This is a genomic window from Acidimicrobiia bacterium (assembly GCA_035651955.1).
Classification (GTDB): domain Bacteria; phylum Actinomycetota; class Acidimicrobiia; order IMCC26256; family JAMXLJ01; genus JAMXLJ01.
Genome location: DASRES010000077.1, coordinates 1 through 25,580, shown reverse-complemented (window position 1 = coordinate 25,580; position 25,580 = coordinate 1). Strand labels below are relative to the sequence as shown.

General features: G+C 71.3%; 23 protein-coding genes and 1 tRNA gene. 5 read left to right on the top strand and 19 right to left on the bottom strand.

What is annotated here, in order from left to right; all coding sequences use genetic code 11:
• Positions 1 to 27 precede the first annotated feature (27 nt).
• Positions 28 to 1,662, bottom strand: coding sequence for an NAD(P)/FAD-dependent oxidoreductase (locus tag VFC33_16505; protein HZR14841.1), 1,635 nt, complete (start codon positions 1,660 to 1,662; stop codon positions 28 to 30).
• 49 nt (positions 1,663 to 1,711) lie between these two features.
• Between VFC33_16505 and VFC33_16500 the strand changes: the two genes are divergently transcribed.
• Entirely contained in the window at positions 1,712 to 3,061 is a 1,350-nt protein-coding gene (locus VFC33_16500; protein HZR14840.1) for an aromatic ring-hydroxylating dioxygenase subunit alpha, read from the top strand.
• A gap of 5 nt (positions 3,062 to 3,066) precedes the next feature.
• A complete protein-coding gene (locus VFC33_16495) occupies positions 3,067 to 3,462 on the top strand; it encodes a nuclear transport factor 2 family protein (protein HZR14839.1) in 396 nt (131 codons plus the stop codon).
• Here VFC33_16495 and VFC33_16490 read toward each other — a convergent pair whose 3' ends face one another.
• From VFC33_16490 to VFC33_16480, 3 genes are read right to left on the bottom strand one after another with little or no spacing between them, the layout of a single operon-like run.
• Positions 3,463 to 4,290: an LLM class flavin-dependent oxidoreductase gene (locus VFC33_16490; GenBank protein HZR14838.1), complete on the bottom strand. Its 828-nt coding sequence runs from the start codon at positions 4,288 to 4,290 to the stop codon at positions 3,463 to 3,465. It lies immediately after the preceding gene.
• A 3-nt stretch (positions 4,291 to 4,293) separates the two neighbouring features.
• A complete protein-coding gene (locus VFC33_16485) occupies positions 4,294 to 5,064 on the bottom strand; it encodes a class II aldolase/adducin family protein (GenBank protein ID HZR14837.1) in 771 nt (256 codons plus the stop codon).
• Between the two features lie 9 nt (positions 5,065 to 5,073).
• On the bottom strand, positions 5,074 to 6,120 hold the full coding sequence (locus tag VFC33_16480) for a hypothetical protein (GenBank protein HZR14836.1): 1,047 nt from the start codon (positions 6,118 to 6,120) through the stop codon (positions 5,074 to 5,076).
• Between the two features lie 83 nt (positions 6,121 to 6,203).
• Between VFC33_16480 and VFC33_16475 the strand changes: the two genes are divergently transcribed.
• On the top strand, positions 6,204 to 6,335 hold the full coding sequence (locus VFC33_16475; protein ID HZR14835.1) for a hypothetical protein: 132 nt from the start codon (positions 6,204 to 6,206) through the stop codon (positions 6,333 to 6,335).
• A 9-nt stretch (positions 6,336 to 6,344) separates the two neighbouring features.
• On the opposite strand, the gene VFC33_16470 is transcribed toward VFC33_16475, so the two are convergent.
• Positions 6,345 to 7,571 (bottom strand): amidohydrolase family protein, encoded by a 1,227-nt coding sequence (locus VFC33_16470; protein ID HZR14834.1) that lies wholly within the window; start codon positions 7,569 to 7,571, stop codon positions 6,345 to 6,347.
• A gap of 123 nt (positions 7,572 to 7,694) precedes the next feature.
• Here VFC33_16470 and VFC33_16465 point away from each other — a divergent pair, with 123 nt between their 5' ends.
• A complete protein-coding gene (locus VFC33_16465; protein HZR14833.1) occupies positions 7,695 to 8,462 on the top strand; it encodes a polysaccharide deacetylase family protein in 768 nt (255 codons plus the stop codon).
• 27 nt (positions 8,463 to 8,489) lie between these two features.
• On the opposite strand, the gene VFC33_16460 is transcribed toward VFC33_16465, so the two are convergent.
• From VFC33_16460 to VFC33_16410, 11 genes are all read right to left on the bottom strand, one after another.
• Positions 8,490 to 8,573: transfer RNA gene (locus VFC33_16460), tRNA-Leu, on the bottom strand.
• Between the two features lie 37 nt (positions 8,574 to 8,610).
• Complete coding sequence (locus tag VFC33_16455) at positions 8,611 to 10,176, bottom strand: ABC transporter substrate-binding protein (GenBank protein ID HZR14832.1); 1,566 nt, start codon at positions 10,174 to 10,176, stop codon at positions 8,611 to 8,613.
• A 13-nt stretch (positions 10,177 to 10,189) separates the two neighbouring features.
• Entirely contained in the window at positions 10,190 to 11,890 is a 1,701-nt protein-coding gene (locus VFC33_16450) for a peptide ABC transporter substrate-binding protein (protein HZR14831.1), read from the bottom strand.
• 74 nt (positions 11,891 to 11,964) lie between these two features.
• Positions 11,965 to 12,195 carry a preprotein translocase subunit SecG gene (secG, locus tag VFC33_16445; GenBank protein HZR14830.1) on the bottom strand — a complete coding sequence of 77 codons (231 nt, stop codon included), beginning with the start codon at positions 12,193 to 12,195 and terminating at the stop codon, positions 11,965 to 11,967.
• A gap of 148 nt (positions 12,196 to 12,343) precedes the next feature.
• On the bottom strand, positions 12,344 to 13,123 hold the full coding sequence (gene tpiA, locus VFC33_16440) for a triose-phosphate isomerase (protein HZR14829.1): 780 nt from the start codon (positions 13,121 to 13,123) through the stop codon (positions 12,344 to 12,346).
• Positions 13,120 to 14,316 (bottom strand): phosphoglycerate kinase, encoded by a 1,197-nt coding sequence (locus VFC33_16435; protein HZR14828.1) that lies wholly within the window; start codon positions 14,314 to 14,316, stop codon positions 13,120 to 13,122. Before VFC33_16435 ends, tpiA begins: the two co-directional genes overlap by 4 nt.
• Positions 14,317 to 14,332: 16 nt before the next feature.
• Positions 14,333 to 15,361 (bottom strand): type I glyceraldehyde-3-phosphate dehydrogenase, encoded by a 1,029-nt coding sequence (gene gap / locus VFC33_16430; protein HZR14827.1) that lies wholly within the window; start codon positions 15,359 to 15,361, stop codon positions 14,333 to 14,335.
• Between the two features lie 29 nt (positions 15,362 to 15,390).
• The gene (locus VFC33_16425; protein ID HZR14826.1) at positions 15,391 to 16,275 is read right to left on the bottom strand and encodes a gluconeogenesis factor YvcK family protein; all 885 of its coding nucleotides are present in this window, start codon (positions 16,273 to 16,275) and stop codon (positions 15,391 to 15,393) included.
• Positions 16,268 to 17,131, bottom strand: a complete 864-nt coding sequence (gene rapZ / locus VFC33_16420) for an RNase adapter RapZ (GenBank protein HZR14825.1) — start codon at positions 17,129 to 17,131, stop codon at positions 16,268 to 16,270. The genes VFC33_16425 and rapZ overlap by 8 nt, the downstream gene beginning before the upstream one ends.
• On the bottom strand, positions 17,128 to 18,999 hold the full coding sequence (uvrC, locus tag VFC33_16415) for an excinuclease ABC subunit UvrC (GenBank protein ID HZR14824.1): 1,872 nt from the start codon (positions 18,997 to 18,999) through the stop codon (positions 17,128 to 17,130). Before uvrC ends, rapZ begins: the two co-directional genes overlap by 4 nt.
• A gap of 58 nt (positions 19,000 to 19,057) precedes the next feature.
• A complete protein-coding gene (locus tag VFC33_16410; protein ID HZR14823.1) occupies positions 19,058 to 20,257 on the bottom strand; it encodes a glycosyltransferase family 87 protein in 1,200 nt (399 codons plus the stop codon).
• 203 nt (positions 20,258 to 20,460) lie between these two features.
• Between VFC33_16410 and nadA the strand changes: the two genes are divergently transcribed.
• Positions 20,461 to 21,555, top strand: a complete 1,095-nt coding sequence (nadA, locus tag VFC33_16405; protein HZR14822.1) for a quinolinate synthase NadA — start codon at positions 20,461 to 20,463, stop codon at positions 21,553 to 21,555.
• On the opposite strand, the gene VFC33_16400 is transcribed toward nadA, so the two are convergent.
• The 3 genes from VFC33_16400 to uvrA all read right to left on the bottom strand — a co-directional run.
• Positions 21,548 to 22,579: a hypothetical protein gene (locus VFC33_16400; GenBank protein HZR14821.1), complete on the bottom strand. Its 1,032-nt coding sequence runs from the start codon at positions 22,577 to 22,579 to the stop codon at positions 21,548 to 21,550. The genes nadA and VFC33_16400 overlap by 8 nt on opposite strands.
• An 8-nt stretch (positions 22,580 to 22,587) precedes the next feature.
• Positions 22,588 to 23,328, bottom strand: coding sequence for a class I SAM-dependent methyltransferase (locus VFC33_16395; GenBank protein HZR14820.1), 741 nt, complete (start codon positions 23,326 to 23,328; stop codon positions 22,588 to 22,590).
• Positions 23,325 to 25,580 (bottom strand): excinuclease ABC subunit UvrA (gene uvrA, locus VFC33_16390; protein ID HZR14819.1); only part of this gene is annotated, 2,256 nt, incomplete at its 5' end. The genes uvrA and VFC33_16395, both read right to left, overlap by 4 nt.

The window sequence follows — 25,580 nt, the reverse complement described above, 5'->3', positions numbered from 1 at the left end:
GCGGCACTCACGCCCGGAATACGAACGTCAGTGCCGCATCTTCGTGGTCGTGAAGTCGAACGACGCGTAGCCGTTGGCGCGCAGCTCGGCGATCTCGGCGAACAGCTTCGGACGGCCAGCCGAGTTCAACAGGTACTTGCGCGGCTTCCCCGGGATGTTGCTGCCGAAGTAGTAGCTGCTCTCGCCGAACGACGGCGCGCGCTTCGCGGCGCGGTCGACCATGTCGGTCCACTGCTTCTCCGCCGCCGCGTCGACCTCGATCGTGTCGCACCCGCGCTCGCGCGCGTGCACCAGCAGCTCGGTGACGAAGTCCACCTGGTCCCCGTTGTACCGGGGGTTGTTGCCCGCGGCGGCGTGCGGGCCGCCCGGGAAGAAGAGGTTCGGGAACCCCGCGGTCTGGATGCCGAGGAACGTGCGCGGACCGTCGGCCCAGTGATCGGTGAGCGCGACGCCGTCACGGCCGCGGATCCCCATGCGCGCGAGCGCGCCCGTGCCGAAGTCGAAGCCCGTCGCCCACACGACCATGTCGAGCTCCCGGACGCCGTCGGCCGTCTCGATGCCGTCGGCGGTCATCCGCAGGATCGGCGTCTCGTGCAGGTCGACGAGCGCGACGTTCGGCCGGTTGTACGTCTCGTAGTAGCCCGTCACGAAGGGGGGCCGCTTCTCGCCGAAGCGTTGGCCCTTCGGGACGAGCTTCTCCGCGGTCGCAGGGTCGTCGACGATCGTGCGGATCTTCTCGGCCACGAACTCGCACCACTGCGCGTTCGCGGCGGGGTCGAGGAGGAGGTCGGTGTAGTTGCTCGTAAGCTTCGAGAAGCCGGGGCTGTTCCACATCTTCTCGAAGAACGCGAGCCGCTCCTCCTCCGTGTCGTCGAACGTGGCCCGGTCGTGTGCGCGGTGGAGGAAGCCGTGGGGTGACGAGTTGAGCGTCGCACAGATGTCGTCGAACTCCGCGCGCAAGCGCGCCTGCTCGTCGGAGGTGATCGGCGCGTTGTTCAGCGGTGTGCACCAGTTCGCGCTGCGTTGGTACACGGTGAGCGACGCCGCCTCGGTGGCGACGATCGGGATGATCTGCACCCCGCTCGACCCCGTGCCGACGACGGCGACGTGCTTGCCGGCGAAGTCGACGGGCGTCGCGGGCCAGAGGCCGGTGTGGTACTGCTCACCCGCGAAGTCGTCGCGCCCGGGCACGTCGGGGAAGTACGGCACGGACAGCACACCGGTCGTGGCGACGAGGAACCGTGCCCGGGCGATGGCGCCGTCGCCGGTCGTCACGCTCCACACCGCGGAGTGCTCGTCGAAGCGCGCGGAGGTGACGCGCGCGTCGAAGCGGATGTGGCGACGGAGGTCGAAGCGGTCGACGACGTAGTTCAGGTAGCGCTCGATCTCCGGCTGTTGGGCGAAGTGCTCCTGCCACTCCCACTCCTGGAAGAGCTCGCGGGAGAACAGGTAGCCGTAGGTGTAGCTCTCGGAGTCGAAGCGCGCACCCGGGTACCGGTTCCAGTACCAGGTGCCGCCGACGCCGGCCCCCGCCTCGACGAGCTGCACCGAGAAGCCGGCCTCGCGGGCGCGATAGAGCTGGTAGATCCCGGTGATGCCCGCGCCGACGACGAGCACGTCGACGTCGGCGACCGCGTCGACCGCGTTCTCGCGCGCTGCCATGGCCCTCCCCGCCGACGGTTTTGTACCGACCGGTTAGTCTAATCCTGTGTTGACGGACGCCCGCCGCGCCGTGCCCTACGCGGTCGACGTGCCGGACCGGATCGCGAAGCAGCGCTACTACGATGCCGACTTCTACGCGCTCGAGGCCGAGCGGCTCTGGCCGCGCGTCTGGCAGATGGCGTGCCGCCTGGAGGAGATCCCCGAGCCGCGCGACTACGTCGAGTACGAGATCCTCGACCAGTCGATCGTCGTCGTCCGGACCGACGACATGGGTGTGCGCGCGTTCCAGAACTCGTGCCGTCACCGCGGCGTGAAGATCGTCGAGGGACGCGGGACGTGCCGGAGCGGGTTCGTGTGCCCGTTCCACGGTTGGTGCTACGGCGCGGACGGCGCGAACACGTTCGTGCCGCGTGCGCGGACGTTCGCCGAGCACAACCTCGCCGCGGGTGACATCGATCTCGTGCCGGTGCGGTGCGAGACGTGGGGTGGGTGCGCGTGGATCAACCTGGACGACACCGCGCCGCCGCTGCGCGAGTCGCTCGAACCAGCCGCGACGATCCTCGACGCGTGGAAGGTCGAGTCGCTGCGCACCGAGCGGTGGTACGCGTGCCGGCTGCCCGTCAACTGGAAGCTCGCCATCGAGGCGTTCGTCGAGAGCTACCACGTCGTGCAGACGCATCCGCAGCTCGTCATCCCGACGCGCTACGGCCTGCGTGACGGCGCGCCGTTCGACGCGCGCGCGTTCGTCGACGCCGACATCCGCTACCTGCGCGCGATGTGCGACGGCATGGACGGCATGGTGCACGCGGACGACGTCCGCATCGCGGAGGGATTGCGCGACGTCGAGCTGCCGGCGGAGCCCGAAGCCGCGCGCGCGGCGTGGAACCGGATGCTGAACGAGGCCGTGACCGCGTGGCACCGCGAGCGCGGCGACGACATGCCCGACCTCAACCGGCTCGCCGCGCAGGGCGTGCAGCTCGAGTTCTTCCAGTGCTTCCCGCACTGGTTCGTGCTGCCGATGTACAGCAGCGCGTCGTCATACCGGTTCCGCCCGCTCGGGCCCGAGGAGACGCTCATGGAGCTGTGGTCGCTGGCGCGGGTCCCGGAGGAGACCGAGACGCTGCGTCCCGCGCCGCCCGAGCTGTGGGAGTGCGACGACCCGCGCTGGCCGCCGATCCCGGCGCAGGACTTCTCGAACCTGCCGCGCCAGCAGAAGGGGCTCCACGCGCGCGGCTTCGAGTACATGCGGTTGTCGGCCGGGATGGAGGGGCACGTCTCGAACTTCGAGCGGACGATCGACGGGTTCCTCGCCGGCCTGCCCCACGACGCGCTCGCCGGCGCGTTGCACGCCGTCAACGTGTATCCGTTCGACCGGCCCGTCGCCGACCTCGGGATCTGACGACCGTGACGACCTTCGCGGACGTCGACGCCGGAGTGCGCGCCGCGCTCGCGGCGTACACGCAGGCCCTCGACGACGGCCGCACCGACGACGTCGTCGCGACGTTCTGCCCGGACGGCGCGTGCGCCATCCCCGGGCTCGGCGACCACGAGGGTCACGACGCGTTGCACGCCGCGTACGAGCGTGTGAAGCCGCGACGGCCGCAGCGTCACCTCGTCCTCAACACGCTGGTCACGGACTGGGACGAGCACGAGGCGCGGGCCACGAGCGACGTCGTCTTCCTGCTCCAGACGCACGACGGCTGGTCGGTGCAGCTCGTCGGGCGCTACCACGACACGCTGCATCGTGGCGGCGACGGCCGTTGGCGGTTCCATCGCCGAACGGCGGAGTTCCGCCCTTAGCTAGCCGACGATCTCCGGCATCACGTCGCGGGCGAAGCGCTCGACCTGCGCGCGTCCGGCGCCAGGCCACATGCACACGAGGTACCCGTAGCCTTCGTCACGCCACTTCGCGGCGTGCTTGCGCGCGGTGTCGAGGTCGTCGAGCGAGATCGACGTCGCGCGCATGATCGACGACGGGTCCCGTCCCGCTTGCGTCGCGAGCTCGTCGATGCGGTCGTTCGCAAGGCGCAACGAGCTCGGCGTCCCCCAGGTGTGCCACACGTCCGCGTAGCGCGCGACGAGCGGCAGCGTGCGGCGCGGGCCGCTGCCCCCGATCCAGATCGGCGGGTGCGGCCGCTGCACCGGCACTGGACGCAGCTGCGCGTCCTGCAACGACACGACGCGACCGCGGTACGAGACCACCTCACCGGTGAACAGCCGGGTGACGATCTCGAGCGCGTCCTCCAGGAGGTCGAACCGCTCCCCCGTCGGCGGGAACGGGATGCCGAGCTCGGCGTGCTCCTTGTCGAACCAGGCCGCGCCGAGCGAGAGCTCGAGCCGCCCGTGGGACGCATGGTCGACGGTGACCGCCTGCGCGGCGAACACCGACGGGTGGCGGTACGTCACCCCGGTCACGAGGAGTCCGAGGCGGATGCGTGACGTCACGCCCGTCAGCGCGGCGAGCGTCGTCATCCCGTCGAACACCTCGCCCGGCCCTTCGCCGTACATCGGCTGGAAGTGGTCGAAGCCCCATGCGCCGTCGAAGCCGAGGTCCTCGGCGAAGCGCACGCGCGCCACGACCTCGTCCCACGACATGCGTTGCTGCGCGACGTCGAGTCCGAGGCGCACGGCTCAGTCCTCGAGCAGATCGGGCTCGGTCGCCACGATCCAGTCGTACAGCGGTTGGAACCCGCGCCAACCCGCCATCGGCGGCCCGACCTGGCCCGCGGTCTTGGCGGCCTGCTCGGGGTCGATCGGGACCGGTGTGCCGGCCGCTTCGGCGAGCAGTTGCGCCTGGCACGTCCGCTCCATCGTGATGAACCACCACGCGGCCTCGTCGACCGACGTCTGCCCGACGGTGAGCAGTCCGTGGTTCGAGAGGATGACGGCCTTGCCGTCGCCGAGGGCCTGGGCGATCCGCTTCCCCTCCTCGAGGTCGAGGACGACGCCCGTGTAGTCGTCGAAGACCGCGTGGTCGCCGTAGAACGCGCACGCATCCTGCGTGAGCGGATCGAGCGGGCGGCGCAACGACGACCACGCCTTCCCGTGCACCGAGTGCGCGTGCGCGGCGGCGACGACGTCGGGCCGCGCCGCGTGGATCTGCGAGTGGATCGCGAACGCGGCCTGGTTGACCGGCCACGTGCCGTCGACGACCTCCCCGCGCGCGTTCACGAGGATGAGGTCCCTCACCCGGATCTGCCGGAAGCTCATGCCGAACGGGTTGACCCAGAAGTGGTCGAGGCGCTCCGGGTCGCGCGCGGTGATGTGGCCGGCGATGCCTTCGTCGAAGCCGAACCGGCCGAACAGACGGAACGCGGCGGCGAGGCGCCGCTTGCGGTGGCGGCGCTCGTCCTCGACGGTGTCGAAGGTCGGGAACCGCAGCGGGACTCGATCCGAGGCCATGACGGGATCTTACGGAACGACGCGCTCGGGACGGCGCCCGCGTCGGTGACGGACGTAGAGGATGACCGCGACGACGTTGGCGCCGAACAGCACGGCGAGGACCGCGAGGTCGACGTCGCTGACGTCGAGAACGCGGGCCCGGACGTCTCTCGCGACGTTGATCGTGCGGGTGAGCACCATCGACCCGCCGACACCGGACACCGCGTAGCGGCCGGCCGCGACGCAACGGAGCAGAGCTCGGCCATGGCCGTCGAGCACGACGCGTCGCGTCGTCCCGCCGGGATAGCGCAGCCTGAGCGAGTCGACGCGGTCGCCGAAGAACGAGCGCGACGCGGTGAGGCGCACGTCGAAGCACCGGAGCACGACGGTCGTCTGGTGTTGCGACGCGGGGTCGAGCGTCGACGGCCGCGCGACGGGCACCACGTAGCCGTCGGCACGCGCCCGCGACGCGGTGTAGCGGATCGGCACGCTGACCGCGTTCCCTGCTGCGGTGACGACGACCCGGCTGGTTGGAAGCCACGCGCCACCGACGTCGTCGATCGTCGACCAGGTACCAACGCTGCTGCGCAGCACGACGCGTGCGCGCGCGCTCGGCTCGATCACGCGACCGTGCGCGTCGACGAACCGGAACGTCGTGAACGTCTCGACCTCGAACATCGCGGTGCGCGTCACGACGTCGGCGGTCTGGGCGACGTCCGACCAGCCCGTGAAGCGCGCCCGGAGCCCGGGGCCGAGGACGATCGTGGCCGCAGCGGTACTCACGAGACGGCCCGCGCGATCGGCGGCGAGCGCGCGACCTTCACCGTCGGTGACGAGCAACCATGCGTTCCCGGTCGCCGGATCGGTCGTGAACCGCGTCCCCGCGAACGTGAACGACGCCTGCGCGACCGGAGGGACGGTGCGCACGTCGAGCAGCTCGGTGCCGCGGGGGAGCGTCGCGGCGGCCGGTGGCGACGTCGCCGCCGCGGCGCGCGGGACGGCGGTCGTCAGGAGCGGGACGCCCAGGAGCAACGAGCTCGTGACCCGGGCCGCGCGGACCGCCCAGGGGCGACGCATCGTGGCCAGCGTGCCGCTACGAAGCCTTCGTGTCGAGTCTGTCGCGCTCGTCGCCGGGGCGATCGGCGACACGATCTGGAGCCGTGCTCGTGATCGCGACCGTGCAGGTCGTGGTCACGCGCCCGCGCGGTTCGTCGTCCGGTGAGACGGACGACGGCGAGGTCGTCATCGACCTCGCCGAGGCGTTCGACGACGTGCCCGAGCGAGCACGTTGACGACGTGCGTCAGACGCGGTCGAGCTCGAGCATCCGGATCGCGTTGCCGCGCAGGATGTTGTAGCGCTGCTGCTCGTCGTCCACGCCGGCGAGCATCTTCTCGCAGTACTCCTTCGAGTTCGGCCACGTCGTGTCGGTGTGCGGGTAGTCGGTCTCGAAGCAGATCTGGTGCTCACCGACCTCGTCGAGCGAGCGCACGCCGTGCCGGTCCCACGTGAAGCACCCGAAGACCCGGCCGTAGTAGTAGGTCGACGGGGGCTCGGGACACAGCCGCTTGGAGTTCTGCCACGCGTTGTGCTCCTCCCACACCGTGTCGGCCCGCTCGAGAGCGTAGGGGATCCACCCGATCTGGCCCTCGGAGTACGCGATCTTCAGCTTCGGGAAGCGGTGCATGATCCCGCCGAAGAGGTAGTCGCCGAGCGATGCCATCGAGTTGTTGAACGCGACCATGCTGCCGACGCCCTTCGGGGCGTCGGGCGACGAGAACGGGTCGGTCGACGACGACCCGACGTGCATGCACACGGTCGTGCCGGTGTCGGCGCACACCTGGAACATCGGGTCCCAGTAGCCGGTGTGGATGCTCGGCAGGTCGAGCTTCGTCGGCAGCTCCGAGAAGCACACCGCGCGCACGCCACGCGCCGCGTTCCGCTCGATCTCCGCGGCGGCGAGCTGCACGTCCCACAGCGGGATGATGCACAGCGGGATGTTGACGCCGATCGACGGGTCGCACCACTCCTCGACCATCCAGTCGTTGTACGCGCGCACGCACGCCAGCGCGAGGTCCTTGTCGTCGGCCTCGTAGAACGTCTGCCCGCAGAACCGCGGGAACGTCGGGAACGGCAGCGAGGCGTCGACCCAGTTGAGCTCGAAGTCCTTCTTGCGCTCCTTGGCGTCGTAGCAGCCGGGACGCATGTCGTCGTACGTCGTCGCGGTCATCGTCATGACCGTCTTGTCGAACTTCGAGAGGTCGTCGCCGGGCGTCGCCGACTTCGGGATCGCGACGAACTTCTTCTGGACGTAGATGACCTTGTCCTCGTAGATCCAGGCGTCGCCCCACTCGCCGTCGGGGTCCTCGGTCATCTCGTACTTCGCGCCGCGCCGGAGCCGGAACGCTCCCCAGCGCTTGCGCTCGACGCGCGGCCCCTTCTCCCGGTGCTTCGCCGGCAGCCAGGTCTGCCAGACGTGCGGCGGCTCCACGACGTGGTCGTCGACGCTGATGATCTTCGGCAGCTCCACTCGGCACCTCTTCCGCGGGGGGGTCGTTCCTGACGTGAACGTCAGCTCGCAGGCTACCGCTCCCCGGTCCCGTGGACGACGGGCCCTGTCCTCGAGGGGCGTTCCGGGCGCCAGAATCTCGGCGTGCGGACAAGGGTCGCGGCCGGTGCCCTCGCGGTCGCGTCGATCGTGCTCGTGTCGGCGTGCACGTCGGCCGGAGGCCGCCGCGCGTCCGACCGACCTCCGTCGCGGACGACCCCGCACACGGTGCCGGTCACGCGCGCGCCGGTGACGGTCGCGTCGACGACGACGACCACGCTGCCGCCGGGCCCGCGGGCACCCGTCGTCAGCCGGGTCGCGGTGCACGCGCCCGTCGTGTTCATCACGATCGACGACGGCTACACGCGCGATCCGCGCGTGCTCGCGCTCGTGAAGCTGCTGCACCTGCCGATCACCGCGTTCGTGATCCGCGGCCCCGCGCTCGCCGGTCTTGCATACTGGCGCGCCCTCCAGGCTGCGGGCGCGCGCATCGAGGACCACACGATCACGCACCCGCATCTCCAGCAGCTGGACCTCGCGGACCAGGAGCACGAGATCTGCGGCCCGTTGGACGAGTTCGCGACCTGGTTCGGGACGCGTCCGACGCTGTTCCGGCCGCCGTACGGCGACTACGACGAAGCGACGCGCTACGCGGCCGCGACGTGCGGGATCCACGCCGTCGTCCTGTGGCGGGCGACGTTGAGCGACGGCAAGCTCGCCGCGCAGGGCGGTCGCCTCCAACCCGGCGACATCATCCTGATGCACTGGCGCCCGACGCTCTACGACGACCTCGTCCATCTGCTCGCGCTGTTGCGGGCCCAGCATCTCGGCGTCGGGCAACTGGAGGGCGCGCTCGCCGCGGCCGGTGATTGATCGCGCGTCCCGCGCGACGCCGGCTCGTGTCGGAGGGGGGACTTGAACCCCCACGCCCTTGCGGGCACTAGCCCCTCAAGCTAGCGCGTCTGCCGATTCCGCCACTCCGACGTGACCCGCCACGATACCCGCGCCGCGAGCGCGCCGGTCACCCCTTGCTGGGCCGCGGCGCGAGCCAGACCGCGCCGCCGTCGAACGCGCCGTACGGGTCGAGCCGCATCCCGCGCACCCGGGGCCCGACGACCATGCGGGTCTCGAACTGCGCGACCGGCGCGGTCACGTACTGGTCGAGGACCGCGGCCTCCGCGCGCGCGAAGTCGGCGACGCGGCGACGCCCGTCCTGCTCCCCTTCCGCCGCGCGCAACGCGTCCGCGAATGCGGTGCTCCGGAACCCGAACACGTTCGTCGGCGACCCGGCCGTGAACAGCGGGCCGAGGAACGCCTCGCTGCTCGGGTAGTCCGCCACCCAGCCGAGGCGGAACAGCTCGACACCGCCGTACACGACGAACGCGCTGTAGTCCGCGACGGCATGCGGACGCGCGACCGCGGGGATGCCGACCGCCCCGAGCTGCTGCTGCACCTCGGTCGCGACCGCGCGCTGGATCGGGTCGTCGTCGAAGTCGATCCCGATCCCGGGCACCTTGCCGTCGGGGAACGCCGCAGCGAGCAGACGGCGCGACTCGGCCGGGTCGTAGTCGCAACGGCCGCGACACGCGTTCGTCGGTCCGGCGGGCACTCCGAGCGGGATCAGACCGCCCGCGACCTGCGCGGTCGCGCCGTACCCCGCGCGCACCAGCGAACGTGCGTCGAGCGCGCGCACGATCGCCTCACGGAAGCGCACGTCGGCGAGCTTCGGGTCGCGCAGGTTCAACGCGTAGAAGCTGACCGCGAGGTATGGGCCCGCGACGAGTCGCTCACCACGACGGTCGGCGTCCTCCGACTCCGCACGCGTGAGCGGCGCGACGTCGAGCTTCCGAGCCTGGTACGCGGCGTACGCGGCAGCGACGGTCGGGAACGGGACGAGGTCGATCTCGTCCAGCCACGGCGACGACCTCGGTGCCGTCCGCACCGCGCGCAGCACGATCGTCGATGCGTTCCGTTCGACGAACCGGAACGGCCCGGAGCCGATCGGCGACGCCGCGAGACGGGCGGGGTTCGCGGCGAGCGCGCGCGGCTCGATGCCCAGGCCCGGTTGCGAGAAGACGGCGGGCAGCACCGCGAACGGGCGTGTCGTCGTCACGACGACGGTGTGCGCGTCGGGAGCGGCCACGTCGTGGACGACCGCGAGGATGCCGGCGAACGGCGAACCGCTGCCCGGCGCGCGCACGCGATCGATCGTGGCCTTCACGTCGGCCGCGGTGACGGGCGTGCCGTCGTGGAAGCGCGCGTCGGCGCGCAGGTCGAACGTGAACACCGTTGCGGTCGGGTTCGCGTGCCACGCGCGTGCCAGCCCGGGAACCGGGTTCGACGTGACCGGGTCGAGGCCGACGAGCGGCTGGAACAGCAACGACGCCGCGAGCGCGCTCGCGGGGTTCTCGCCCCGCGTCGGGTCGAGGCTCGCGAGCCCGACCACACCGACGCGCAGCACGCCGCCGTGAAGCGGCTTCGTGGCCGCGGTGTCGCGGCTGCTCCCTCCCGAGCACGCCGTCAACAGCGCGCCCGTGAGCAGCACGACGACGAGCGCGGGGGTCAGACGGCGTCGCGGTGGCGGCATCGGAGCACCCGCGCTACGGGCGGATCCCCCACTCGTTCATGTTGACGAACATCGAGTAGATCGGGTTGTCGTCGACCGGCCCGACGATCCGCTTGCTCCACAGCAGGATGTTCGGGAGCGGGTCCAGCGGCAACGCGATCATGTTCGCAGCCTCGATCTTGGCGGCCTGCTTGCCCGCGTTCTGCCGCGCCGCCTCGTCGAGGCTGCTCTCGACGGTCTGCAGCAGCGGGTCGAGGTCGGGGATGTTCACGCGCTGCCAGTTCTGGCCCGAGTTGCCGTTGGCCGGCGTCGGGATGTTGGCTGAGCAGAAGATCGAGCAGTCGGCCGGGTCGAGCTGCGTGAGCACCTGCGCGTAGAGCGCGACCTGGAAGTCGCCCGACGCGACGACGCTGCCGAGGTCGTTCGAGCTCACGGTGCGCAGCGTCGACGCGAACCCGGCTCTCCGCAGCTGGTCCTGCACGAGCTGCATCGTGAGCGATCGGCGCTGGTTGTTCGCGTTCGTCAGCAGCTGCAGCGAGATCGGCTTCCCGGCCTTCGCCCACACACCGTCCGCACCCTTGGCCCATCCCGCGCCGGTCATCAGGGTGTCGACCTTCGTGAGGTCGAGCCGGTACCCCGCGAACGCGTTCGTGTCCGTGTAGGGCGCGAGCGTGGGCGCGTCGAGCGTCTGCATCGGGTGATGGACGCCGAGCATGCCGAACAGGCGCTCGACGATCTGGTCACGGTCGAGCGAGTACGCGATCGCCTGGCGGACGGGCAACGAGTCGAGCGGCGGGCTCGCGTTGTTGAACCAGAGCGCCTCGAGGTTGCCGGTGTCGGCGGTGAACTTCGAGCTCGCGCCGGCCAACCCCTGCTGGATCGCGCTGACGACGTCGAGCTCGGGCTGCGGGTACAACGCCTGAACCGTTCCGGCCTTGAACGCGTCGAACTCGGACGTCGTCGTCGCGAGGAACTGGAACACGACGCGGTCGAGGTGCGGCTTCGGTCCCCAGTACTGCTCGTTCGGGACGAGCGTCATGCTCGTCCCCCGCTGCCAGCTCTCGAGCCGCCACGGGCCGCCCGACCACGTGTAGCCGTTCTTCATCGCGGCGTCGCGGTCCGTCCCCTGCAGGAGATGGGACGGGAAGATGCCGTACAGGCCGCCGAAGAGCCCCTTCCACGCCGCGTACGACCGGGCGAACGTGACCACCGCGGTGCGCGGGTCGGGCGTGTCGACGCTCGCGATGTTCTGGTAGCCGGTCTGGTCGTAGATGTTCTCGCCGTGCGCGACCTGATCCCACGTGTACCGGAAGTCGGCCGACGTGATCGGCTGCCCGTCGGACCACCGCGCCTGCGGGTCGATGTGGTACGTCACGACCTGCTTCGGGGAGGTCTGCACGTCGGGCTCGCCGGTGAGCAGGTTGCTCGGCTGGTACACCCAGTCGCCGCCCTTGCGCACGACGTCGAACGCGCGCGGCATCGTCTGGGCCTCGAGGATCCACGAGCCCCAGATCTGGCTCGAGCACGCGTCGATCCAGTCGGTGCACCTCGGCTCCTGCTCGGCGCCGACCGTCAGCGTCCCGCCGTTCGGGACGGTCGTCGACGGCGTGGACGTCCCGGACGACTTCGACTTCGAGCCGCCGCCCGAGCACGCGGACGCCACGAACGCGAGGACCGCGACGGTCGCGACGGCCGCGAGCCACCGTCGCGACGAGCCGCGTTGGGAACCGCGCACCACCCTCGACAACCTCCCGACGAGCTGCATCTCCGGTCCGGGCACGCCGCGCGAGCCGCCCGGCGGACGCGGCGCTACTTCAGCCGCAGGGCGAGCAGGATCGTCGTGAACGCGAAGATCACCGACATCACGACCGTGATCCGGTCCAGGTTGCGCTCGACGACGGTGGACCCGGCCATCGACCCACCCATGGACCCGCCGAACATGTCGGAGAGCCCGCCGCCGCGACCGGAGTGGAGCAGGATCAGGACGATCAGCGCGATCGACACGATGACCTGGATCACGACGAGGATCGCGTTGATCACGCGGCCTGCTCCTTTCCGACGAGCCGGAGGACGGTAACACGGCGAGCACGCGGGACGGCGCCTTGCGCCCTCACCCGTCGGCTCGCGGCGGCGAATCGCCCGGCGAATCGCCGCGAGGCGACGCGACGAACGCCCCGGCCGCTGCGGGCTAGACCCAGAATCGTACTATCCGGGCGAACTCGTCCGGGTCAAGGGACGCTCCGCCGACGAGCGCGCCGTCGATCTCGGGCCGGGCCATGAGCTCGCCGATGTTGCCGGGCTTCACGCTCCCGCCGTACTGGATGCGGACCGCGTCGGCGACGTCGCCGCCGAACCGCTCCCGGATGGCCGTCCGGATCGCGCCGATGGTCTCGTTCGCGTCGTCGGGCGTCGCGTTGTGGCCCGTCCCGATGGCCCAGATCGGCTCGTACGCGACGACCGAGCCCGCCACCTGCTCGGCCTTCACGCCGTCGAACCCCGTCAGCACCTGGGTGCGGACCTTGTCCTCGGTGATGCCGGCCTGCCGCTCGTCGAGGGTCTCGCCGCAGCACAGTGTCGGCGTCATGCCGGCGCCGAGCACGGCCCGCACCTTCTTGTTGACGATCTCGTCGGTTTCGCCGAAGAGCTGCCGGCGCTCCGAGTGCCCGACGATCACGTACGACACGTCGAGCTTGGCGAGCATCGGACAGCTCACCTCGCCCGTGAACGCGCCCTGCGGCTCCCAGTGGCAGTCCTGCGCGCCGAGGCCGATCGGGAGCTTGTCCGCCTGGATGAGCGTCTGGAGCGTGCGCAGATCGGTGAACGGCGGTGCGACGACGACGTCGGTGCGCTCGTAGTCGCTCTCGTCGAGCCGGTAGGAGAGCTTCTGCACGACTTGGATCGCGACGTAGTGGTCGTGGTGCATCTTCCAGTTGCCGGTGATCAGCGGCCGGCGGCCGGGTGACGTCATGCAGTTCCCTTCGCAGTGCGGGCGCGGCTCTCGCGCAGTGCCTCGAGGCCGGGCAGGTCGCCCCGCTCGATGAGCTCGAGCGACGCGCCGCCGCCGGTGCTCACGTGGTCGACGCGATCGGCCAGGCCCATCTGGCGGATCGCGGCCGCGCTGTCGCCGCCGCCGACGACCGTGAAGCCCCGGCATTCGGCGACGGCATCGGCGACGGTGTGCGTGCCCGCCGCGAACGGCTCGACCTCGAACACGCCCATTGGGCCGTTCCACAGGACGGTGCCCGCGGCCGCGATCGCGTCGGCGAAGATCGCCGCGGTCTCGGGCCCGATGTCGAGACCCTTCCATCCGTCGGGCATCGCCGACGCCGGTACGACACGCGTCTCCGTGTCGGCTGTGGTCTCGCGCGCGACGACGACGTCGACGGGCACGCGGACGCGATCGGTCGCGAGGAGACGGCGACAGTCGTCGGCGCGCTCGGGCTCGACGAGCGAGTCGCCGACGGCGAACCCCTGCGCGAGCAGGAACGTGAACGCCATCGCGCCGCCGACGAGGATCGTGTCGCAGCGGTCGAGCAGCGCGTCGATCACACCGAGCTTGTCGCTGACCTTCGCGCCGCCGAGCACCGCGAGGAACGGCCGTCTCGGGTCGTGCAGGAGACCGGTCAGCACGTCGACCTCGCGCGCGAGCAGCCGACCGGCCGCGCTCGGCAGCCATTGCGGCGGGCCGACGATCGACGCGTGCGCGCGGTGCGACGCGCCGAACGCGTCGTTCACGTACACATCACCGAGCGCGCTCAACGCGGCCGCGAACGCGGGGTCGTTCGCCTTCTCCCCCGGCTCGAACCGCAGGTTCTCGAGGAGGAGCACGTCACCGGGCCCGAGCGCGTCCGCGCGCGTCTGCACCGTCGGGCCGACGACGGCCGGCGCGAGCACGATGCGCCGCTGGAGCAGGTCGCCCAGGCGCGCCGCGACCGGACGCATCGACAGGCCCGGATCGGGCTCGCCCTTCGGACGGCCCAGGTGCGAGCACGCGACGACCGCGGCGCCGTGGTCGAGCAGCCATCGCAGCGTCGGCAGGGCGCTCACGATGCGCAGGTCGTCGTCGACCTCGCCGTCACGCAACGGGACGTTGAAGTCGAAGCGGGCGAGGACGCGCCGCCCGTCCAGGGGCGGCAGGTCCTCCAGACGCGGGAGGTCCACCGGTCCGGGGTGCGCGCTACTGCGCGACGAAGGCGACCACGTCGACGAGGCGGTTCGAGTAGCCCCACTCGTTGTCGTACCAGCCGAGCACCTTCGCCATCCCGCCGTTCACCATCGTGTCGCGCGCCGAGAAGATGCACGACGACGGGTTGCCGACGATGTCGGCCGACACGAGTGGCTCGTCGTTGTACTCGAGCACGCCGCGGTAGCTCGCGTCGGAGGACGCCTCCGCGAACGCGCCGTTGACGTCGTCGAGGCTCGCGGGGTTCTCGAGCTCGACGACGAGATCCGTGATGGAGCCCGTCGGCACGGGGACGCGCAACGCCATCCCGTCGAGACGGCCGTTCAGCTCGGGCAGCACCTGACCGATCGCGCGTGCCGCACCGGTCGTGTTCGGGACGATCGACAGCGCCGCGGCGCGCATCCGGCGCAGGTCGACCTTGCCGCTGCGCGACGCCTGCGCCTGGTCCTGGAGCTGCTGGTCGCTCGTGTACGCGTGGACGGTCGTGATGAGCCCGTGCGCGATCCCGAAGCGGTCGTTCATCACCTTGGCGAGCGGCGCGAGACAGTTCGTCGTGCATGACGCGTTCGAGATGACCGTGTGCTTCGACGGGTCGTACACCTCGTCGTTGACACCCATGCAGATCGTCACGTCGGCGTCGCTGCTCGGCGCCGAGATCACGACCCGCTTCGCGCCGCCCTGCAGGTGGCCGGCGGCCTTCGCGCGCGCGGTGAACAGGCCGGTCGACTCGATCACGACGTCGACGCCGTTGTCGCCCCAGGGAATCTCGGCGGGGTCCTTCTCGTCCAGCTTCTTGACGTCGCGCCCGTCGACCGAGAACCCGCCGTTGCTCGCCTTCACCTCGTTCGGCAGGAGCCCGCCGACCGAGTCGTGCTTGAGCAGGAACGCCATGGTGTCGGCGTCGCCGAACGGGTCGTTGACCGCGACGAGCTCGACGCCCGCGTCGTCGCCCCGGGCCAGCAGCGCCCGGTAGAACGACCGGCCGATCCGGCCGAACCCGTTGATCCCGACTCGTACCGCCATTGGTCGCCTCCGGGTTAAGGAACCGTTGACTACAGCAGAGCGCGGAGCGCGGTCGCCAGTCGTTCGGGCACGTGACCGGGGGTTCCGGGCTCGGTCAGGTCGGCACCGACGGGGACGGCCCCCAGGGCCTCGATCTCGGTGTCGTCCGCGCGCAGGATGCCCCCGCGCTGGTAGAGAAACACGTCGACGCGCGCACCGTGGTCGAGCACGGCACGGAGATGGTCGGTCGCGTCGAGCCCGTCGGTCTCGGGGACCTGCGGGTGGAGGTTGCACACCTGCACGACACGGCCCCGGGCCTGCGCGACCGCGTCGCGCAGCTCGCCGATGCACAGCACGGGGATGACGCTCGTGAACAGCGAGCCCGGCGCGACCACGATCTGATCGGCCTCGCGGATCGCGGCGACGGCGTCCGGGCAGGCGGCGGCGTCCGTCGGCACGAGCTCGACCCGGCGGACCCGGCCCCGCGAGTTCTGCACGGCGACCTGGCCCTCGACCTGCACGCCCTCGACGTCGGCCTTCAGCACGACGGGGTCCGTCGTCGCGGGCAGCACGCGGCCCGTGGCGCCGAGGACGCGGCCCGCCTCGTCGAGCGCCCGCGTGAAGTCGCCGAGCACCTCGGTGAGCCCGACGATCATCAGGTTGCCGAGCGCGTGACCGTGGAGGTCGCCGGCGTCGAAGCGGTACTCGAACGCCTCCGCCCACGGCGACCCGTCGGGCGCGAGCGCGACCAGGCACTTGCGCAGATCGCCGGGCGCGGGGACGCCGTAGTCCCGGCGGAGGCGGCCCGACGACCCGCCGTCGTCGGCGACGCTCGCGACCGCCGTGACCGTCCCGGCGTACCTGCGGATGGCGCGCAGCGCGACCCCGAGACCGTGCCCGCCCCCGAGCGCGACGACGCGCGGCGCGTCACCCACGGCTCACGTCCCGGTGGGTGACGCGCACGGGATAGCCCTGCGCGCGCAGTCGCTTCGCGAGCTCCTCCGCGATGACGACGCTGCGGTGGTGGCCGCCCGTGCAGCCGATCCCGATCGTCAGGTACGACTTGCCCTCCCGGACGAACGCGGGGAGCAGGAGGTCGAGGAGCCGGTCGAGCTCGTCGAGGAACGGCCCCGTCTCGGGCTGCTCCAGCACGTACGTGCGGACGGGCTCCTCGCGCCCGGTGAGCGGGCGGAGCTCCTCGACCCAGTGCGGGTTGGGCAGGAACCGGCAGTCGAACAGCAGGTCGACGTCGAGCGGCAGCCCGTGCTTGTAGCCGAACGACACGATGTTCGGCTGGAGCGAGCCCTCGGGCGCGGCGTCGGCGAACAGCTCGTGGAGGCGGTCGCGCAGCTGGTGGACGTTCAGGTCCGACGTGTCGACGACCACGTCCGCGTGGCCCTTCAGCTCCTCGAGCAGCTCGCGCTCCTTCGCGATCCCCTCCAGCACGCGGTCGCCCTCCGCGAGCGGGTGACGCCGGCGTGTCGCCTCGAACCTCCGGACGAGCGCCTCGTCCGACGCGTCGAGGAAGAGGATGCGCGTGCGCGCACCGGTCTCACTGAGCTCGTCGAGCGCGGCGGTGAGCGCGTCCATGAACGCGCCCGACCGCACGTCGACGACGAGCGCGTACCGCTGCGGTCGGTCGCCGCCCTTCGCGAGCTCGGCGACCTTCGTGATCAGCGCGGGCGGCAGGTTGTCGATGACGAAGTACGCGAGGTCCTCGAGCACGTTGGCGGCCTCGGAACGCCCCGCACCCGACATCCCCGTGATGATCGTCACGTCGAGGTTGCTCACGACGCGCGCACCCCCTCGTTCGGGTGGAGACGCGCGTAGACCGCGTCGGCGACCTTGTCGGGGAGCCACGTGAGCGCGTGCAGGTCGTCGGACGACAGCTCGCGGATCCGCTTCACCGAGCCGAGCTCCTTGAGCAGCCGCGCGCGGCGCGTCGGGCCGAGCCCGGGCACGTCGTCGAGGATCGAACGCGTCATCGACTTGCCGCGCAGGCTGCGGTGGTACGTGATCGCGAACCGGTGGGCCTCGTCGCGCACCTGCTGCAACAGGTAGAGCGCCTCGGAGTCGCGCGGGATGCGCACCGGCTCGGCCTCCCGTGGCAGGTAGACCTCCTCGAAGCGCTTCGCGAGCGACGCGACGCAGATGTCCTCGAGCCCGAGCTCCTCGAGGACGCGCACGGCGACGTTGAGCTGGCCCTTGCCGCCGTCGATGAGCAGCAGGTTCGGTGGGTACGAGAACCGCTTCCCGGCGCGGGCACCTTCGTCGCGCTCACGCAGGTAGTTGCGGAAGCGGCGCGTGAGCGCCTCCTCCATCGCGGCGAAGTCGTCCTGCCCCTCCTGCTGGCGGATCTTGAACCGCCGGTAGTCGGACCGCTTCGGGAGGCCGTCCTCCATCACCACCATCGACGCGACGATCTCGGTGCCCTGCAGGTTCGAGATGTCGAAGCACTCGATGCGCAGCGGCGCCTCCGGCAGGCCGAGCGCGCCCTGCAGCGCGGTCAGCGCGCGGGCGCGCGCGTTGTGGTCCGAGGCGCGCTTCAGCTTGTGGCGGACGAAGGCCTCGTCGGCGTTCTTCGTGACGGTCTCGAGCAGCGCGCGCTTCTCGCCCCGCTGCGGGACGCGTACGTGGACCTTCGAGCCGCGCGCGAGCGCGAGGAACTCCTCGTACAGCTCGCGGTCCTCCGGCTCGACGGGGACGAGCACCTCCTTCGGCACGTCCTCGGTATCGGCGCCTCCGTAGAGCTGCTCGAGGATCCTTCCGACGAGGGCGTGGTCGTCGAGCTCCTCGACCTTGTCGATGACGATCCCCTTGCGGCCCACGACCCGGCCCCGCCGCACGAGGAAGAGCTGCACGCTCGCCTCGAGTGGGTCCTGTGCGATGCCGATGACGTCGATGTCCTCCTCGCGCGCCGCGACCATCTGCTGGCGCTCGATGGCCTTGCGGACCGACGTGAGCTGGTCGCGCAGGCGCGCGGCGCGCTCGAACTCGAGCTCGTCGGCGGCCTCGTGCATCTGCTTGTCGAGCCGGTCGAGGATCGGCGCGTGGTTGCCGTCGAGGAAGTCGAGCAGCTCGCCGACGAGCACGCCGTACTCCTCGTGCGTCACCGCGTCGACGCACGGCGCGACGCACTTCTCGATGTGCGCGTACAGGCACGGGCGACCGAGCCGGTGGTGCCGGTCGAACTTCCCGCGCGTGCACGTGCGGATCGGGAAGGTGCGCAGCAGGAGGTCGAGCGTCTCGCGGATCGCGTACGCGTGCGCGAACGGGCCGAAGTAGCGGACCCCCTTGCGCTTCGCGCCCCGCATCACCATCGCCCGCGGCCACTCCTCGTCGAGGGTCACCGCGAGGAACGGGTACGACTTGTCGTCCTTCAGCCGGATGTTGAAGCGCGGCTTGTGCTTCTGGATCAGGTTGAACTCGAGGAAGAACGCCTCGACCTCGTTGCGGACCTCGATCCACTCGACCGCCTCCGCGGCCGCGACCATCTGCCGGGTGCGCTCCGGCAGCGTGGCCGGCGGCGCGAAGTAGTTCGACAGGCGGCTGCGCAGGCTCTTCGCCTTGCCGACGTAGATCACCCGGCCGTGGGCGTCCTTGAACTGGTACGAGCCGGGGGCGTCGGGGATCGAGCCGGCCGGCGGACGGGTCAGCACCACTCCATTGTCGCGGGCCGGGACGGCCGCGACGGCCCTCATCCCCGGTCGGCGTCGATCAGGCCGGGAGCCGGAGGGCCTGCTCGGCGGGCCGGTGCGGCACCGGCGTGGCGGCCGCCGCGGCCTCGCTGCGGCGGCGAGCGAGCATCACGAGGCCCACGACGAACAGGGCGACGACCAGGCCGTTGCGCACGAGCAGCATCGCCATGGCGCCGTCCTCGCCCCAGATGACCTCCTTGATGAGGTACAGCAGCATCGCCGACAGCGCGACGACCGCGCCGACCATCCGCGCGAGCGAGGGCACCCCCTCGACGGCTGCCAGCGCGCCGAACGGGAGCAACCAGCACACGTACTGGGGCGACAGGATCGGCGAGAAGGCGAGGAATGCGGCGACGGCCGCGATCGGCGCGACGGCCTCGACCATGCGCGGCTCGTCGCGGTGGCGCCACGCGAGCGCCCACACCGCGAGCACGGCCACCGCGAGCACTGCACCGAGCGGGCGACTCCACGACACCGCCGACGCGCCGACGCGCCACGCGCCCGACTCGACGCCGACGACGTCGTGTGTCACGCCACGGACGAGCGCGCCCACGACGCTCTCGATCTGCCAACCGCGCGCACCCCGGAACGAGAGCACCTGGTTGACGCCGTCGGTCCCGGCGACCGCGACCCAGGCGACGAGGCCGACAGTCCCCGTCGCGACGGTCACGACGAGCGCGCGCCACCGGCGCTGCAGCACGAGCAACGGCACGATCCCGACGGGCCAGAACTTCGCGAAGCACGACACCGCGAGCGTGATCCCGCCGGCGACGGGCTTGTCGCGCCGGACGAGCGCGAGTCCCCAGACCGCGAGCGCGACCGACAGCAGGTCGAGGCGGAGGTAGATGAACGGGAACACCACGAGCGGCAGCCCGAGCACGAGGTACGCGAGCGCCGCCTCCTTCCGCCACCCGTACGCGAGCGCCGCCGCGACGGCGACGTCGCAGACGAGCTGCGACCACGCGACGCGCGTCGCGGAACCGTGCTCGCTCCTCCCGTCGAGCACCTTGATGGCCGCCCACGTGACCGGCGGGTACTCGACCGCGAAGTCGCGCCACGGGATACCCGGGCTCTGCGCGATCCGTTGGTAGCGGCGGACGTCGCCGGTGAGCATCGCGTTGTGCTTCGTCGTCATCGGGTCGTGCAGAAGCAGCGGGACGACGACGACCCGGACGGCGACGAGCGCGGCGATCGCGAACAGCACTCGTCGCGCCGGCATGCCGCGGATCGTACGCAAGGGGCGGCGTCGCGCCTGGTCAACCCGGCCCGGACGAACCAGGGCCGGCGGCACGGTTAACATCGGGTGCAGGCCGGCCTGGCATTCCGGCCACATACCAGCTCCGAGGCCGACATCCCCGCGGTGGGCGACCAGGCTGTCCCCGCCGGCCACATCGGAGCTTCCCCTCGTGGGAGGAACAATCGATGTTGCGACTGCAGGCGCCGCTGCCCGACCGCTACACGACCGCGTCCGCGGACCAGTTGGCCGCCTGGATCGCCGAGGCCAAGGCCGAGCTCGGCGCGCGGCTGCTGATCCTCGGGCACCACTACCAGCGCGACGAGGTCATCCGCTGGGCCGACGCGCGGGGTGACTCGTTCAAGCTCGCCCGCTTCGCGGCGGACAACGAGCAGGCGACCGACATCGTCTTCTGCGGCGTGCACTTCATGGCCGAGTCGGCCGACGTGCTCACGGGCGACCACCAGCGCGTCGTGCTCCCCGACCTCAACGCGGGCTGCTCGATGGCCGACATGGCGGACCTCGACCAGGTCGAGGAGTGCTGGGAGGCGCTGGCCGAGGTGACCGACACGGGTCGCATCGTGCCGATCACGTACATGAACTCGTCGGCCGCGCTGAAGGCCTTCGTCGGCGAGCACGGCGGCGCGGTCTGCACGTCGTCGAACGCGCGCGCCGTGCTGGAGTGGTCCCTCGCGCGCGGCGACAAGGTGCTGTTCTTCCCGGACCAGCACCTCGGCCGGAACACCGGCTACGACATGGGCTTCGGCGAAGCGGACATGCGCGTGTGGGATCCGCGCCATGAGCTCGGCGGCATGGAGGAGCGCGACGTCAAGGACGCGACGTTCCTGCTGTGGAAGGGCCACTGCTCCGTGCACCAGCGCTTCCGCCCCGAGCACGTCGACGCCTTCCGCGCCGAGCATCCGACCGGCCGCGTGATCGTGCACCCCGAGTGCGCCCATGACGTGGTCGCGCTCGCGGACCAGGTGGGGTCGACCGAGCGGATCCTCGACTGGGTCGAGTCGGCGCCGGCCGGCGCGGTGCTCGGGATCGGCACCGAGATCCACATGGTCCAGCGCATGGCGAACGAGCACCCCGACAAGACGATCGTGTCGCTCGACCCGCTCGTGTGCCCGTGCTCGACGATGTTCCGCATCGACGCGCCGCACCTCGCGTGGTGCCTCGACGCGCTGCGCCGCGGCGAGGTCGTGAATCAGATCGTCGTCGACGCGGCAACCGCCGAATGGGCGCGCGTCGCGCTGCAGCGGATGCTCGACATCACGTAGCGCGACGGGGCGCGCGGTCGCGCGCCCGGCCCGGCAGACCCGCGAGCAGGACAAGGCCGAACGCGCACAGCGGCAGCAGCGGACGCCCGAAGTCGTCCCAGCGTCGCCACACCTGCGGACCCATCACGATCGCGAGCAACACGGACCCGAGCACCACGAGCGCCAGCGGATCGCGGCGCCGCGTCCGCAGCGCCGGCACCGCGAGCACGACGCACACGAGCGCGGCCACCACGTCGACGGGGTTCCGCCAGCCGGGAACCTGGTGCACGAGCCCCGCGAACGGCGCACCGAACGTCCCGGGGGGCGAGGACGCGAACGGCCAGCTGCCGACGCGCGCGAACACGAACGTGTACCACCCCGCGAGCGCGGCGACGGGCACTCCGGCGATCAGCACCGAGCGTCGCGCGCGCCCGGAGCGCGCGTCGCAGAGCGCGAGTGCGAGCGGCACGATGACCATCGTCTCGCGCGTCAACACTGCCGCCGTCCCCAGCGCGACCACCACCGCGGTCGCGCGCTGTGCGCGCTCCCACATGACGACTGCCCACCCCGCGAAGGCGAGCGCGAGGAGCTCCGGTGTGAGGCCGCGCGTCGCGGCGATCGCGCCCGGCAGCAACGGGACGAGGACGGCGAGGATCGGTTTGGCGCCGCGCGACGCGAACAACGTCGCGACCGCCGCCGCGGCGAATGCGGCCGCGACGACGCACAGCACCGCCATCGCGAGTGGCACACGCGCCCCGTCCCCCGCGGTCGCGAGCCAGGTGAGCTCGCCGAAGAGCGGCCGCCCGAAGCGGTAGGCGGCGTCACCCGGGCGGCGGAACACGTCGGGGTGCGCGAGCGTCGGGTCGCGCGCGACGGCGGCGAACGCCTGGCCGTCGCCGAGGTCGAGCGCCTTCTCGAGCGAGTTGGCCGGCCGGTCGTACAGGTGGACGTACGGCGGCCCGACGATCGTCGTGCCCTGCAGGTCACGCAGGTGCACGAGCAGGACGCCGGTCGCGACGCACGCACCGAGGGCGGCGATCGCCACCAGCCGTTTCACGCCTCTTTGGTCGGTCGCTCCCGGCGCCGGGTTGAGAGGAACAGGAGCCGCGGGATCGTCGCGGCATCCGCGTACTCGGGTGCCCGGGCCAGGAAGCCCGGAGGCGGCGGCGGTTCCTCCATCCGCTCGATCACCAGGCCGCACTCCACCAGCGCGTTCACGTACGCGTGGAGCGGCCGGTGGACGAACGGCAGCACGACGCCCGGCGCGACCTCCTCCGTCGTGTGGTCCTCGGGGAGGTACGGCCCGATGCGCCAGTACTGCTCGTCGAGGATGTGGTCGTCGATCCAGCCGCTGCCCGGCGCCTGCAGCAACGGGTGGTTGAGGAACAGCAGGAATCGACCGTCCGGCTCGAGCACGCGCGCGATCTCCGCGATCGCGGCGCGGTGGTCGTCGACGTGCTCGAGCACCAGGCACACGACGACCGCGTCGAACGACGCGTCGCGCACCGGCAGCGCGGTCGCCGTCGCTCGCGCGTACAACGGGCCGCCGGCACGTTCGCGGGCGACCCGGACCTGCGCAGCCGTCGGATCGACGCCGACGACCACGTCGCGTCGCTGCGTGCGGGACGCGAGTCGCGCGAGCTGCCCCTCACCCGCCCCGATGTCGAGGACGCGACGCGCGCCCGCGAGGTGCTCGTGGGCGAGCGGCACGATCTGCTCCTCGTACTCGGGATCCGCGCCCTCGGTGAACCCGTCCTGCCACCAGCGGGCGTGCTCCTCCCAGGGATCGCTCACACGCCGAGCAGTGGTGCGAGGAACTGGCCGGTGTAGCTGTCCGGGCTCTTCGCGACCTGCTCCGGGGTGCCCTCGGCGACGACGCGCCCTCCCCCGTCGCCGCCCTCGGGCCCGAGGTCCACGATCCAGTCGGCCGACTTGATCACGTCGAGGTTGTGCTCGATCACGAGCACGGTGTTGCCCGCGTCGACGAGGCGCGAGAGCACACCGAGCAGCCTCCGCACGTCCTCGAAGTGGAGGCCGGTCGTCGGCTCGTCGAGGATGTAGATCGTCCGGCCCGTCGCGCGCTTGCCGAGCTCCGATGCGAGCTTCACGCGTTGCGCCTCGCCACCCGACAGCGTCGGCGCGGGCTGCCCGAGTCGCACGTACCCGAGGCCGACGTCGTACAGCGTCTGCAGCTGACGCGCGATCGACGGCTGGTTCGCGAAGAACGCGACCGCGTCCTCGATCGAGAGGTCGAGCACCTCCGCGATGTTCCTGCCCTTCCACGTCACGTCGAGCGTGTCGCGGTTGTAGCGCGCGCCCTTGCACACCTCGCACGGCACGTACACGTCGGGCAGGAAGTGCATCTCGATCTTGATCGTGCCGTCCCCCGCGCACGCCTCGCAGCGCCCGCCCTTCACGTTGAACGAGAAGCGGCCCTGCTGGTAGCCGCGCACCTTCGCCTCGGGCGTCGCGGCGAACAGCGCGCGGATCTTGTCGAACACGCCGGTGTACGTCGCGGGGTTCGAGCGGGGCGTGCGGCCGATGGGCGACTGGTCGATGTTGATGACCTTGTCGAGCGCGTCGGTGCCGTCGATCGCCTTGTGCCGGCCGGGCACGGTCTTCGACCGGTACACCTTCTGCATCAGCGCGTGGAACAGGATGTCGTTGACGAGCGTGCTCTTGCCGCTGCCGCTCACACCCGTCACCGCGACCAGGCACCCGAGCGGGAGCTCGACGTCGATGTCCTTCAGGTTGTGCTCGCGCGCGCCGCGGATCGTGAGCCACGCGTCGCCGGGCTTGCGCCGGAGATCGGGCACGTCGATGGTGCGCTTGCCCGCGAGGTACTGACCGGTGATCGAGCCGCGCGACTTGATCACGTCGTCGACGGTGCCGTTCACGACGATCTCGCCGCCGTGCTCGCCGGCGCCGGGGCCGATGTCGACGACGTGGTCGGCGACGCGGATCGTCTCCTCGTCGTGCTCGACGACGATCACGGTGTTCCCGAGGTCGCGCAGGCGCACCATCGTGTCGATGAGGCGCTGGTTGTCGCGCTGGTGCAGGCCGATCGACGGCTCGTCGAGCACGTACAGCACGCCGGTCAGCCCGCTCCCGATCTGCGACGCGAGCCGGATGCGCTGCGCCTCGCCGCCCGCGAGCGTGCCCGACGCGCGGTTGAGGCTGAGGTAGTCGAGGCCGACGTCGAGCAGGAACCGCAGCCGCTCGTTGACCTCCTTGAGGACGCGCTCCGCGATGAGCCGGTCGCGCTCCGACAGCTCCATCGCGCCGAGGAACTCGGCAGCCTTGCGGATCGACAGCTCGCCGACCTCGAAGATGTTCTTCCCGCCGACCGTCACCGCGAGCGACGCGGGGCGCAGGCGCGCGCCACCGCACGCCGGGCACGGCACCTCGCGCATGTACCCCTCGATCTGCTCGCGGCTGCGGTCGCTCTCCGCCTCGGTGTGACGGCGCGACAGCCACGGGATCACACCCTCGTAGCGCGTGGTGTACGACCGCTGCCGCCCGTAGCGGTTGCGGTACGAGACGGTGACCTGCTTCGACCCCGAGCCGAAGAGCACGACCTTCTTGTCGGACTTCTTCAGCTTCCGCCACGGCGTGTCGAGCCGGAACCCGTACTCCTTGCCGACCGCCTGCAGCACGCGCGTGAAGTACTCGCCGCGGAAGCCGGACCACGGCGCGATCGCGCCGTCGTCGATGCTGAGGTCGTCGTTCGGGACGACCAGCTCGGGGTCGACCTCGTAGCGCGTGCCGAGCCCGTCGCACCGCTCGCACGCGCCGTACGGCGAGTTGAACGAGAAGTTGCGCGGCGCGAGCTCGTCGAAGCTCAATCCGCAGCGCGCGCACGCGAGGTGCTCCGAGAACGTCAGGGTCTCCGGTCCCGCGTCGTCGGTCGCGATCAGCTGCGGCTCGCGCGGGACGATCTCGACCTCGGCGACGCCGTCCGCGAGACGCAGCGCGGTCTCGAGCGAGTCGGTGAGCCGTCGCTCGATGCCCGGCCGGCGCACGAGCCGGTCGACGACGACCTCGAT

Coding starts and splice junctions, on each gene's coding strand:
- VFC33_16485 (HZR14837.1), bottom strand. CDS start 5,064: ATGGCCTCGGATCGAGTCCCGCTGCGGTTCCCGACCTTCGACACCGTC.
- nadA (HZR14822.1), top strand. CDS start 20,461: ATGTTGCGACTGCAGGCGCCGCTGCCCGACCGCTACACGACCGCGTCC.
- VFC33_16505 (HZR14841.1), bottom strand. CDS start 1,662: ATGGCAGCGCGCGAGAACGCGGTCGACGCGGTCGCCGACGTCGACGTG.
- VFC33_16455 (HZR14832.1), bottom strand. CDS start 10,176: ATGCCGCCACCGCGACGCCGTCTGACCCCCGCGCTCGTCGTCGTGCTG.
- tpiA (HZR14829.1), bottom strand. CDS start 13,123: ATGACGTCACCCGGCCGCCGGCCGCTGATCACCGGCAACTGGAAGATG.
- gap (HZR14827.1), bottom strand. CDS start 15,361: ATGGCGGTACGAGTCGGGATCAACGGGTTCGGCCGGATCGGCCGGTCG.
- VFC33_16410 (HZR14823.1), bottom strand. CDS start 20,257: ATGCCGGCGCGACGAGTGCTGTTCGCGATCGCCGCGCTCGTCGCCGTC.
- VFC33_16480 (HZR14836.1), bottom strand. CDS start 6,120: ATGCGTCGCCCCTGGGCGGTCCGCGCGGCCCGGGTCACGAGCTCGTTG.